Genomic DNA, 12,123 nt, shown 5'->3' with positions numbered 1-12,123 from the left:
GCCTTCGCTGGCAATTTCACGTTGGAGGATCTGGGCTTCATCTTCGTTCCTTCGTCACTGCGACGAAGCCCAGATCCTCCTCAACTCACAACCTCAAATCTGTGCCAGTGGTGCTGACGGGGGACAACCTCCGCGTCTCCGCGCCTCCGCGCGAACCAACCTTTCTTTTCTTCTTCGCGTCATCGCGGTTTCGCGTGAAAATCAAATCGCGGCACACTTCTCCAACAGCCAGTCGCGATCCGCGCCCTCAAGCTCGGGTGCCAGAACCTCCGCCACCCGCGCATGGTATGCGTTGAGCCAGTCGCGCTCTCCCTCGGTCAACAGGTCCGCCACGATCAGCGTCCGTTCGATCGGGCAGAGGGTCAGCGTCTGGAAGCCCAGCATGTCGCGGTCCGCACCCGCAATCTCACGCGGTTCGACCAGCACCAGATTCTCGATGCGGATGCCATATTCGCCCGCCTTGTAATAACCCGGCTCGTTGGACAGCATCATCCCTGCGCGCAGCGGCTCCATCGCGGCACCGCCGGGATAGTTGGGCGCGGCGATACGCTGCGGCCCCTCATGCACCGACAGATACGCGCCGATGCCGTGCCCGGTGCCATGCGCATAGTCCAGCCCGGCCTCCCAGAGCGGCCGCCGCGCCAGCGAGTCCAGATGCCCGCCCAGCGTGCCGTCCGGGAAGACGGCGGTGGCCAAACCGATATGCCCCTTGAGAACGCGGGTGAAGCGGTCGCGCATCTCGTCCGTCGGCGCGCCGATCGGCATGACGCGGGTGATGTCGGTGGTGCCGTCCTGATATTGCCCACCCGAATCGATCAGGAAGAGCTGGCCCGGTTCGATCGCCGCGTTCGACTCCTCGGTGACATGGTAATGCGGGCTCGCGCCATGCGCGCCGGTCGCCGAGATGGTCGAGAAGCTGGTATCCTTCAGCAGCCCCGTCGCCTCGCGGAATGCCAGCAACTGCGCGGCGGCGGACAGTTCGGTCTGACCACCCTTGGCGCATTCCACCTCCACCCAACGGAGGAACTTCACCATCGCCGCTCCGTCACGGACCGAGGCGGCGCGGTGCCCGGCGACCTCGGCCGGATTCTTGATCGCCTTGGTCAGCACCACCGGGTCGCGCAGCGCCAGCACCTTGGCCCCGCCCGCCTCCAGTCCTTGCGCGATCGCGGCCACCGCGCGTTCGGGATCGGCGACCACGCGCTTGCCCGCGAAACCGCCCAGATAGCCCTCGAACGCGGCCCGGTCGTGCAGCCGCACGGCATTGCCCAGATGCGCGCGAACCTCGGGCGTGATCTTCTCTGGGGCGACGAACAGGTCGGTTTCGCCATCCGCATGGACGATCGCATAGGACAGGGCGACCGGCGTATGCGCGACGTCGGTGCCGCGCACGTTCAGCGCCCAGGCGATCGAATCGAGCGCCGACAGCACCACCGCATCGGCGCGCTGTTCGGCCAGCCATTCGCCGATCCGCGCGCGCTTGGCCGCCGAGCCTTCGCCCGCCACCGCATCGCTCTGCACCGACAGCACGGCGGGGGAGGGGGCGGGGCGGTCGGTCCAGATCGTATCGATCGGATTGGCCGTCACCGCGACCAGTTCGGCATCGCGGTCCGCCAGCGCGGCCGTCATGTCGGCGACCTGCTGGCGGGTGTGGAGCCATGGGTCATAGCCGATCCGCTGCCCCGCCACCGTCTCGCGCCCCAGCCAGCCCGCGATGCTGTCCTGCGGCACGGGGATATAGGCGTAATCCTCGCCCGACACCTGCTCGCGGACCTGGAGCGTGTAGCGGCCATCGGTGAAGATCGCCGCCTTGTCCGCCAGCACCACCGCCGTTCCCGCCGACCCGCCGAACCCGGTCAGCCAGCCCAGCCGCTGGGCATAGTCGCCGACATATTCGCTCATATGCTCGTCGGTCAGCGGCACGATGAAACCGTCGAGTCCAAGCGTCGCCAGTTCGGCGCGAAGGGCGGCAAGGCGGGCGGAATGGGACATGGAAGAGGCCTGACAGCAATGGAAACGAGGCCGGTCTAGCCCTCCACCCCGACAGCGTCGAGCCTCTAGCGACTTGAGCTATTTGTCAGACGATATACGATCCTGGCCGGTGGCAGTTTTAGGGAGTGGATGATGATCGACCGGCGGAGCATCTTGGTGGGAGCGGGCGCGGCGGCGCTGGTGGGGGGAACCGCACGCGCGGCGGTGCCCGACATGTTTCGGCCGGGAGAGGTCTGGAACGACACCAACGGGGTGATGATCAACGCGCATGGCGGCGGGCTGCTGCGCCACGGCGGACGCTGGTGGTGGCATGGCGAGCACAAGACCGAGGGCGAAGGAGGCAATACCGCACTGGTCGGTGTTCACGCCTATAGCTCGACCGATCTGGTGAACTGGCGCGACGAGGGAATCGCGCTGCCCGTTTCGGACGATCCCGCGAGTCCGATTGCGCGCGGCTGTATCCTGGAGCGGCCCAAGGTCGTCTATAATCGACGGACCCGCAAATTCGTGATGTGGTTCCATCTGGAACTGAAGGGGCAGGGTTACGGCGCGGCGCAGGCGGGTGTCGCCATCGCCGACCGGCCGCAGGGGCCTTTTCGCTTCCTGCGCGCGGGCCGCGTCAATCCGGGCATCTGGCCCGCCAATGCGACGCCCGAGGACAAGGCAGCGGGCACGATCCTCGCGCGGGACTTTGCGGGTGGGCAGATGGCGCGGGACATGACGATCTTCGTCGATGGCGATACCGCCTGGCACATCTATGCCTCGGAAGAGAATGACACGCTTCAGATCGCGCGGCTCGCGCCCGACTGGACGCGGCATGACGGCTATTATGTCCGTGCGCTGCCCGATGGCGGGAACGAGGCGCCCGCGCTCTTCAAGGCCAAGGGGCGCTATTACATGTTCGCCTCGGGCCTGACCGGCTGGCGGCCCAATCCGGGGCGGGTCTATGTCGCGGACCGGGTGACGGGGCCGTGGCGCTCGCTGGGCAATCCGGTGCGTGGGAGCGAGGTGGACCAGAAGACGACCTTCCACTCGCAATCGACTTTCGTCCTGCCGCTGCCGCCCGAGCGGCCGGGGGCGGCGCCGCGCTTCATCTTCATGGCCGATCGCTGGCGGCCCGAAAATGCGATCGACGGGCGCTATGTGTGGTTGCCGGTGGAATGGGAGGGCGAGATGCCGGTGCTGCACTGGCGGGATAGCTGGACGCTGGTCGATGGGTGGAAGGGCTAAACCCCACCTCCGTTCAGCCTGAGGGACGTCGAAGGTCACGGAATTGCCTTCGTGGCTATGCGCGGAACGTACGCTTCGACGTCCTTCAGCATGAACGGCTGTTCGAGAGTTGACGTGGCAAGAGGATGGTGAGGCGGGAGAAACCATGCCCCGCCTCTTCCGGCGGGGCCAAAGGCTGGCTACATCCGGGCGATGACCGAACGCCCTGCGCTGACCCCGCCCGTCGCCGAAACCCGCCCCCACAGCTTCACCGCCCACGGGATCACGATCGAGGATCCCTATGCCTGGCTGAAGGATCCCGCCTACCCTGAGGTCACGGACAAGGACGTCCTGTCCTATGTCGAGGCGGAGAACGCCTATTTCGAGGGCGTCATGGCCCCGCACAAGCCGCTGATCGACCGGCTGTATGAAGAGATGAAGGGCCGGATCAAGGAGGATGAATCCTCCGTGCCGCAAAGGGACGGCGACTGGCTCTACTGGACCGCGTTCGAGACGGGCGGCCAGTATCGCAAATGGTGGCGCAAGCCGGTTGCGGGCGGCCCCGACGAACTGCTGCTCGACGAACCGGCGCTGGCCGAGGGCAAGGAGTATTTCCGGCTGGGCGCGTTCTCGATCAGCAACAATGGCCGCTATCTCGCCTATGCGATCGACGACAATGGCTCCGAACGGTTCGAGGTGCGGGTCAAGGACCTGACCACCGGCGAGCATCTGCCCGAGGTGATCCCCGGCATGTTGTCGGAGATCGTCTGGACGAAGGACGATAGCGGTTTCCTCTATGGCGTGGCGAATGCGCAGTGGCGGACCGACAATGCGCGCTTCCACCGGCTGGGCACCGATGTCGCGGACGATATCGAGCTGTTCCACGAGGAAGACGAAGGATACCGCGTTGCCGTCGCCGAAACCTCGGCGCGCAACTGGATCGTCATCGCGACCGGCGACCATGTCACCAGCGAGGTGCGGCTGCTGCCTGCCGACAATGTCCTTGCCGAACCGATCCTGGTCGCGCCCCGCAAGGAGGGCCGCGAATATGATGTCGACGAGCATGACGGCACGCTGTTCATCCACACCAACGATGTGGATCCGCAATTCCGGCTCTGCACCGCCTCGATCGAGGCGCCGGGCGACTGGCATGAACTGATCGGACCCGACCCGCATTTCTACATGACCGGGGTGGAGTGCTATAAGGACTTCTTCGTGGTCGAGGGGCGCGAGGACGGTTTGGACCGTATCGCCATCCACCGTTACGACACGCCGACCGTGCCGCAGCGGATCGAGTTTCCCGAGGAAAGCTATACTGCCGGGCTGGGCGACAATCCCGAATATGACGTGTCGGTGCTGCGGCTGGGTTACGAATCGATGGTCACGCCGGGCACCGTCTATGATTATGACGCGGCGACCGGCGGCCTGACCGTGCTGAAGGTGCAGGAAATCCCGTCTGGCTATGACGCCGACAAGTACCGGACCGAGCGGCTGAAGATCGCAGGCCGCGACGGGACGTTGGTTCCGGTGTCGATCGTCTATCCGAAGGACTTTCCGCGCGACGGATCGGGCAAGCTGTTCCTCTATGCCTATGGCGCCTATGGCTATGCGATCCCGCCGGGTTTCTCGACCGGCCGGATGAGCCTGCTCGATCGCGGCTTCGCCTATGCCATCGCGCATATCCGCGGCGGCGACGATCTGGGCCAGCAATGGTATCTGGACGGCAAGCTCGAAAAGCGGACCAACACCTTCCACGATTTCGTCGATGTCGCGAAGGGGCTGATCGACGGCGGCTGGACAGCCAAGGGCCGGATCGCGATTGCGGGCCGCTCGGCGGGGGGCGAGCTGATGGGGGCGGTCGTCAATTCGGACCCCGATCTGTGGGGCGCGGTGATCGCCGATGTGCCGTTCGTCGATGTGCTCAACACGATGATGGATGCCGAACTGCCGCTGACGCCCGGCGAATGGCCCGAATGGGGCAATCCGATCGAGGATAAGGCGGCGTTCGAGCTGATCCGCAGCTACAGCCCCTATGACAATGTCCGCCCGCAAGCCTATCCGCCGATGTTCATCTCCGGCGGGCTGAACGATCCGCGCGTCACCTATTGGGAGCCCGCCAAATGGGCCGCCCGGCTGCGCGCGACCAAGACCGACGATAATCTGCTGGTGCTCAAGACCAATATGGGCGCCGGGCATGGCGGCAAGTCGGGCCGGTTCGAGTCCCTTCGCGAGGGGGCGGAGGAACATGCCTTCGTCCTGTGGCAGATGGGAGTGGAATCCTGAGCATCGAGGCGATCGTCGCACGCTATGGCGTGGCGGCGATCGCGCTTGGCGCGGGGCTGGAGGGCGAGACGGCGGTCGTCACCGGCGGCATCCTCGCCCATCAGGGGCTGATCGGCTGGCCCGCCGCGCTGGTTGCGGCGGCGGTCGGGTCGTTCCTGGCGGACCAGATCTTCTTCACCATCGGCCGCCGGTCGCGTGACGGGCGCTGGGTGCGCAAATTGCGCCAGCGACGGGTCTATGCCCGCGTCACCAAGATGATGGAGCGTTATCCGGTCGGCTTCATCTTCGCCTTTCGCTTCCTTTATGGCCTGCGCACGATCAGTCCCGTGGCGCTGGGTACCAGCAAGGTGTCGACCCGGCTGTTCGTCGCGGTCAACGCCGCATCCGCCGCATGCTGGGCATCGATCTTCGTCGGCATCGGTTATCTGTTCGGCGAAGCGTTCCAGGAACTGGCGGCGCGCTATCGTCCCAGCCTGCGCCATATCCTGATGGCGGCGGCGCTGGTCATGGTGGCGGCCGCGATCGGCTGGGGCTTTCGTACGATATGGCAACGGTATAAGGAACAGACCGAACAGGGATGAGCCGCTTTTCGATCCAGATCGCCGCCGGCCCCGACCATATCGATGAACTGGGCCATGTGAACAACGCCGTCTGGGTCCAGTGGATTCAGGCGATCGCCACCGCGCATTGGGAAGCGGTCGCACCCCCGGAGCATGTCGCCGCCCATGTCTGGGTCGTGACCCGGCACGAGATCGACTATCGCGGCAATGTCGTGGCGGGGGAGACGGTGACGGCGGAAACCTGGGTGCCCGACCCGCCCAAGGGCGCGCGGTTCGACCGGCATGTCCGCTTCCTGGGGACGGACGGACAGGTGAAGGTGGAGGCGATCACGACCTGGGCGCTGCTCGATCGCCGGACCGGACGCCTGCTGCGCGTCACGCCGGAGATCGCCGCGCCTTTTCGACTTTGACCGCAAGAAGCGGGACGCGCACGGGACCGCGATCGGATAGGATCGCCCCATGTTGAGCGAATGCACCATGGCCTCGCCGGTCGGCGAACTGACTCTCGTGGCAAGCGACAAGGGGCTGCGCGCCGTGCTGTGGGCCGAGGAACGGGCGGGGCGCGTGCCGCTTCCCGAACGGCGCAGCGATCCGGCACATGCCATCCTGGCGGAGACGGTGCGCCAGTTGACCGACTATTTCGACGGGCAAAGACGGGCATTCGACCTGCCGCTCGATCCTGTCGGCACCGATTTCCAGAAGGCGGTATGGACCGGCCTGAACGCCATCCCCTATGGCGAAACGCGCAGCTATGCCGCGCTCGCGGCTGCGATCGGCCGGCCGGGGGCGTCGCGGGCAGTGGGGGCGGCCAATGGTCGCAACCCGCTGTCGATCGTCACGCCCTGCCACCGGGTGATCGGCAAGAACGGGACGCTCACCGGGTTTGCGGGCGGGCTGGCGGTCAAGGAGTGGCTGCTCGGCCATGAGCGGGGCGAGCAGCGGCTGGCGCTGGCATGACGATGCCTTGGCGTGTCAGCGATCCTCCCAGACGATCGTGATCGGCGCGTCGATGCCCAGCACCGCATGGACGGGACAGGCCGCCGCCGCGGTTTCCAGCCGCTTGCGCTGGGCGGCGTCATAACGCCCCGGCACCGACACCGTGACGGCCAGCGTCGTGATCCGACGCGGTGCGTTGCCCATCTCCTTGGTCACGGTCGCGGTCGCACCCGCCAGGTCCAGCCCGGCGACGCGCCCCGCCATCGCCATGATGCTGAGCACGCAGCCGCCGAGCGACACCGACAGGAGGTCGCTCGGCGAAAAGCCTTCGCCGCTGCCGCCCAGTTCCTGAGAGGCATTGGTGACCAGCACCGCGCCGGAGTCGGGATGTTCCGCCCGACAGCGCATGCCACCTTCATAACGCACGAGGAAATCGGTCATCCGCGTCAGCCGCTGTTGCGGAGCGCGGTGGCGATGCCGTTGATCGACAGCAGGATGCCCTCGCCGATGCGGGGATCGTCCTCGCCCGCACGGTGGCGCTTCATCAGTTCGATCTGGAGCAGGTTGAGCGGCTCGATATAGGGCAGGCGCAGGCGGATCGACGCCTCCAGAGCGGGATTGTCGGACAGCAGCCGCGCCTGCCCCGTCACGGTCAGCAGGCCGTCGCGTGCGCGATGCCAGCCGTCATGGATGCGCCCGAAGATCGAATCCCGCAGGCCTTCGTCCTCGACCAGCCCAGCATAGCGCCGGGCGATGCCGATGTCCGACTTGGCGAGCACCATCTCCATATTCGCCAGCGTCGCGGCGAAGAAGGGCCAGTTCTTCGCCATGTCGGCCAGCAGTGCCTTGTCCTCGAAGTTCGCGATGGCGGTGCCGACGCCATACCAGCCCGGCAGCATGACGCGCGCCTGCGCCCAGCTGAACACCCAGGGGATGGCGCGCAGATCCTCGATCGCGTCGGACTTCTTGCGGCTGGCCGGGCGGCTGCCGATCTTCAGGCCCGCAATCTCGGCGATCGGCGTCATCTGGCGGAAGAAGGTGCGGAACCCCTCGGTCCCGTAGACGAGGTCGCGATAGGTGGTGAAGGCGGTCGCCGACAGTGTCTCCATCGCGGCGGTGAAGCGCGCATTGTCCGCCGCCGACAGCCGATCCGGCTCCAGGCTGGCGAGCAGGGTGGCGGAGGCCATGACCTCAAGATTGGTCAGGGCGGAATCGCGCGTGCCATATTTGCCGGCGATCACCTCGCCCTGTTCGGTGATGCGGATACGCCCCTGCACCGTGTCGTGCGGCTGGGCGCGGATCGCGGCGAAGGCGCTGCCGCCGCCGCGCCCGACCGCACCGCCGCGGCCGTGGAAAAGCTGCATCCGAATCCCCGCCTCGTCAAAGACCGGGCGGAACGCGCTCGACGCCTTGGACAGCGACCAGGTGGAGGTGAGGTAGCCGCCATCCTTGTTCGAGTCCGAATAGCCGATCATCACTTCCTGGTGCCCGCGGGCGCGGACGATCGCGGCGATCTCGGGCAGCGCGAAATAGGCGCGCATGATGTCGGGACCGGCCTCCAGATCCTCGATCGTCTCGAATAGGGGGACGGCCATGATCGCGGCGGTGGCGGGCTCGCCAGGCCGGTAGAGGCCGAATTCCTTCAGCATCAGGTTGATTTCGAGCAGGTCGGACACCGACTTGCCCATCGAGACGATGTAGTTGGTGATGCACTTCGGCCCATATTGGGCATGGGCGTCAGCGGCCGCCTGGACGATGGCGAGTTCGGAACGGGTCTCGTCCGAATAGTCGGCATAATGGCTGAACAGCGGCCGGGCATTGGCGAGTTCGCGACGGAGCAGCGCGACGCGCGCCTCCTCGTCCAGCGCCAGATAATCCGCCTCGACCCCGGCGACTTTCAGCAGTTCGGCGACGACGCGTTCATGCACCGCCGAATTCTGTCGCAGGTCGAGCGTGGCGAGGTGGAAGCCGAAGGTCTCGACCGCGCGGATTAGCCGCCCGAGCGCGCCGCCGCTGGCCAGCGCCCCGTCGCCTCGCGCCGCCAGGCCCCGCGCGATCGCGACCAGATCGGCGCGCAATGCCTGGGGATCGGGATAGGCCTCTCCGGTCAGGCGGCCGGGGCGCGGGGCGGCCTTGCCGGTCAGTGCCTGATGGGTCGCGGCGAGGCGGGCATAGATGCCCGACAGCGCCCGTCGATAGGGCTCGTCAGAGCGGCTGGACGCCTCGTCGCCGCTCGCCTCGGCCAGTGCCAGAACGGCCTCGTCCACCTCGGCATGTTCGGTGGAGATTGACAGTTCGGCACCCAGGGCGTGGATCGCCTCGCAATAATGGCCCAGCACCGCCTCGGCCGCCCGGGCAAGCGCGGTGGTCAGCGATTCGGCGGTGACGAAGGGGTTGCCGTCACGGTCGCCGCCGATCCACGAACCGGGGCGCAGGAAGGCGGGCACGCGTGCACCGAACGCCTTGTCCCAGCGCTGATAGAGGGCGGGCAGCACCGGCAGGAACACGTCGCGCAGATAGGACAGCGCCGTCTCCACCTCGTCGGTGACGTACAGCCGTTCGCGGCGCAGCACCCGCGTCTGCCAGAGCAGCGCGATCTGCCGTCCGATCGCCGCCTCGACATCGTCGCCATCGGGGGTCAGCTCTTGCCCCGCGTCCCGCATTTCCATCAACTCGGCGATGCGGTTGCGATGGTCGATCATGCTCTTGCGCCGCACCTCGGTCGGGTGGGCGGTCAGAACCGGGACGACCAGCGCCTCGGCGAGCAGCGCCATCGCGGCGTCGCGGCCGATACCCTTGTCGGCCAGGGTCGCCAGCACGTCGGCGATGTCGGCACCGGGTTCGCGGGTGATGCCCTGCCGATCCTCGGCCAGGTTGGCGAGCATCGAGAACAGCATGAAGCCACGCACGAAATCCAGCGTCTCGTCGAGCGCCAGGCGTTCGAGTTGCAGGTCGACCGAGCCATCCTCGCCCAGTCCCCGATAGCGGTCGACCGAGGCGCGGCGAATCGCCTCGGTCGCCTCGAACAGGTCGTCGCCGCCGAAACGGCGGATCACGTCACCCAGTTGGGCGCCCAGGAAACGGATGTCGGGATTGTTTGCGATCGGAGGTAGGCTGGTCATGGGCGCCATTGCTGCAACGCAATAGGGCGGGCGTCAACCGATTGCAGGCGGTAAGTTTGGTATAATATTGTCCGCTCGACGTGCCTGTAAATTGCGCATCATGGTGTATTTTTGGACGATGTTTCGCAATCCGGTGATTGCGCTTCAAACCGTCCCCGCCCGCCCGCCCGCCCCCCGCCGAACGAGCGGCAAAGATTCGTTACATGGGATTGATGTAATGTAATATCATGACTCATATGGTGCCGGACCGGATGCCTCGCGCCGAGCACCACGGGGCGAAGGCCGGGCATCCCATTCATTCGGCAAGGAAAGCGACCATGTTTACGGAAGAGTTGATGCACAAGGCATTGCAGACCTGGTGCGACAATGTGGTTGCGGTCGGCAAGGTCCATGCGGAGGGCGGCGATGTGCGCGCCTTCGCCACCCAGGTCCTGACGGACAATTATGATTATGACCATGGGAAGGTCCTGTTCAAACCGACCCTGACCTTCGGCGCGAAAACCTTTCGGCCGACCAAGGAAGGCGCTCTTTCCTATTTCGTCGGCGGAAACGAGGATTTCCCCGACGACAAGGGCTTCAAGCTGAAGCCATGGGTCAAGGTCTGGTACAGCAAGCTGGATTATATCCTGCATGGCGACCTCGCCATCGTGCAGTGCAATGTCCATTTCATCGGCGATGACGACAGCCACATTTTCGTGAACAAGAGCTTCGTTTTCAAGGAATGCGACGACGGGAAGGTGCGGATCGTCCTGCATCAATCCTCGCTCCCCTATCAGCCCTGATTCCGCCGCAGCCGTTGATGATCGTGTTTCCGCTGCGCATCGCGGGCCGTCGCATGGGATCGGCGTTCGCTCCTGCCGGCATCGGCGATGCGCAAGCCCGCCGGTTCGCCGGATGAGGTCGCCCGGAATGGAGCGGCGGATCGCGATCGGCCATGACCGGGCTTCGCTCGACCGCATAGCGCGACCCGATGCGGCCTTGGCGATCTGGTGGCGGAAGGTGCCGGAACCCCTGCGATCGGCCCTGGCGACGCTGGACCTGAGCGCCGTCGACAATCTGTCGGTCGAGGTCGACTTGTGCGAATCGGTCGGCCCCGCCTTGCAGGAGGCCGGGTATCGCGGGACGGCGTACGCGCGTCTGTGCGAGGACCTGGACATGCTCATGCGGCGTCATGCCGCGTTGACGGGCGAGGATCGTCTGCGGGTGCGGCTTGCGGTGGTCGAAACCCCTATCGCCGGGCGCTTCGATGCCGATGACGCCATGCTCGCCATGACATGCACCTATATCGGACCTGGGATCCAATGGTGCTGCGCCGACGGGCTGGACGCGATCTATGAGGTGCCGACCGGGGCGGTGGGGGTGTTCAAGGGGCGCAGGCTGCTCGACCCGCCGCTGGTCCTGCGTCGTGAACCCGCCATGGCCGCGGCGGAGGGGCGTCGCCTTGTCCTGACGATCGATCCGCCGGGCGGTTGCGATCGGGACGGAGCGCCGCGGAGCCGTCCCCAAGCCGATCTCATCTAGGAAGTCGGTCGCTCCGTGGCGGAACGGGGTTCTGGGCCGCTACCTCAGTTCGCATTCCCCGGTGCGCCCGCGCCGGACGCCACCGGGTTGGTCGGGGTGCTCGGCCGTTCGGTGCGCGAGGCTTCGCGTTCTTCCGAGGTGACGGTGCCGTCGCGGTTCAGGTCCATCCGGTCGAACCGGGCCAGCATGCCCTCGAAAAACTCGCTTTCGGTGATCTCGCCGTCCTTGTTGCGATCCAGTTCACGCAGCCGCGAATTGGCGGCGGGCATCTCGTCGGCGGTGATGATGTCATTGCCGTCACGATCCAGTTCGCGGAAGCGGCGCGCCATCATCCCGCCGAAATCGACGCGTGAGGTGACGGACGGCGGCACGAAGCCCGCTTTGGCCGCGGCGCGATCGGCCTCGGCGCGGTTTTCCTCCTTCTTGCCGCAGGCGGTGGTGGCGGCCATCATGGCCATCAACCCCAAACCCATCGCCCATTTACGCATGCGACACTCCCA

At 66.2% G+C, this 12,123-nt stretch carries 11 protein-coding genes; 7 read left to right on the top strand and 4 right to left on the bottom strand.

The features are described 5' to 3' along the window. Positions 1–201: 201 nt before the first annotated feature. Positions 202–1,992 carry an aminopeptidase P family protein gene (locus ABDV78_RS05025; protein ID WP_343526168.1) on the bottom strand — a complete coding sequence of 597 codons (1,791 nt, stop codon included), beginning with the start codon at positions 1,990–1,992 and terminating at the stop codon, positions 202–204. A 129-nt stretch (positions 1,993–2,121) separates the two neighbouring features. Here ABDV78_RS05025 and ABDV78_RS05020 point away from each other — a divergent pair, with 129 nt between their 5' ends. The 5 genes from ABDV78_RS05020 to ABDV78_RS05000 all read left to right on the top strand — a co-directional run bounded on the left by ABDV78_RS05020 (position 2,122) and on the right by ABDV78_RS05000 (position 7,001). Next, positions 2,122–3,222 (top strand): glycoside hydrolase family 43 protein, encoded by a 1,101-nt coding sequence (locus tag ABDV78_RS05020; RefSeq protein ID WP_343526167.1) that lies wholly within the window; start codon positions 2,122–2,124, stop codon positions 3,220–3,222. 192 nt (positions 3,223–3,414) lie between these two features. Then, positions 3,415–5,484 (top strand): S9 family peptidase, encoded by a 2,070-nt coding sequence (locus tag ABDV78_RS05015; RefSeq protein WP_343526166.1) that lies wholly within the window; start codon positions 3,415–3,417, stop codon positions 5,482–5,484. Beyond that, positions 5,460–6,065: a DedA family protein gene (locus ABDV78_RS05010; RefSeq protein WP_343526165.1), complete on the top strand. Its 606-nt coding sequence runs from the start codon at positions 5,460–5,462 to the stop codon at positions 6,063–6,065. Before ABDV78_RS05015 ends, ABDV78_RS05010 begins: the two co-directional genes overlap by 25 nt. After that, positions 6,062–6,454, top strand: coding sequence for an acyl-CoA thioesterase (locus ABDV78_RS05005; RefSeq protein ID WP_343526163.1), 393 nt, complete (start codon positions 6,062–6,064; stop codon positions 6,452–6,454). The genes ABDV78_RS05010 and ABDV78_RS05005 overlap by 4 nt, the downstream gene beginning before the upstream one ends. 49 nt (positions 6,455–6,503) lie before the next feature. After that, entirely contained in the window at positions 6,504–7,001 is a 498-nt protein-coding gene (locus ABDV78_RS05000; protein ID WP_343526162.1) for a methylated-DNA--[protein]-cysteine S-methyltransferase, read from the top strand. A gap of 15 nt (positions 7,002–7,016) precedes the next feature. Here the strand turns inward: ABDV78_RS05000 and ABDV78_RS04995 are convergent, their stop codons facing one another. After that, on the bottom strand, positions 7,017–7,421 hold the full coding sequence (locus tag ABDV78_RS04995; protein ID WP_343526161.1) for an OsmC family protein: 405 nt from the start codon (positions 7,419–7,421) through the stop codon (positions 7,017–7,019). A gap of 5 nt (positions 7,422–7,426) precedes the next feature. Continuing rightward, a complete protein-coding gene (gene ppc / locus ABDV78_RS04990; protein WP_343526160.1) occupies positions 7,427–10,102 on the bottom strand; it encodes a phosphoenolpyruvate carboxylase in 2,676 nt (891 codons plus the stop codon). 317 nt (positions 10,103–10,419) lie between these two features. On the opposite strand from ppc, the gene ABDV78_RS04985 reads away from it, so the two are divergent. After that, a complete protein-coding gene (locus tag ABDV78_RS04985) occupies positions 10,420–10,884 on the top strand; it encodes a hypothetical protein (protein WP_343526159.1) in 465 nt (154 codons plus the stop codon). A gap of 112 nt (positions 10,885–10,996) precedes the next feature. Continuing rightward, a complete protein-coding gene (locus ABDV78_RS04980) occupies positions 10,997–11,623 on the top strand; it encodes a DUF1826 domain-containing protein (RefSeq protein WP_343526158.1) in 627 nt (208 codons plus the stop codon). Positions 11,624–11,667: 44 nt separating this feature from the next. On the opposite strand, the gene ABDV78_RS04975 is transcribed toward ABDV78_RS04980, so the two are convergent. Beyond that, positions 11,668–12,111 carry a hypothetical protein gene (locus tag ABDV78_RS04975; RefSeq protein WP_343526156.1) on the bottom strand — a complete coding sequence of 148 codons (444 nt, stop codon included), beginning with the start codon at positions 12,109–12,111 and terminating at the stop codon, positions 11,668–11,670. Between the last annotated feature and the right edge of the window lie 12 nt (positions 12,112–12,123).

Origin of the sequence: Sphingomonas sp. (assembly GCF_039594485.1) — a bacterium.
GTDB lineage: Bacteria > Pseudomonadota > Alphaproteobacteria > Sphingomonadales > Sphingomonadaceae > Sphingomonas.
The sequence above is the reverse complement of the archived record's forward strand: the minus strand, read 5'-3'. Positions and strand labels throughout refer to the sequence as shown.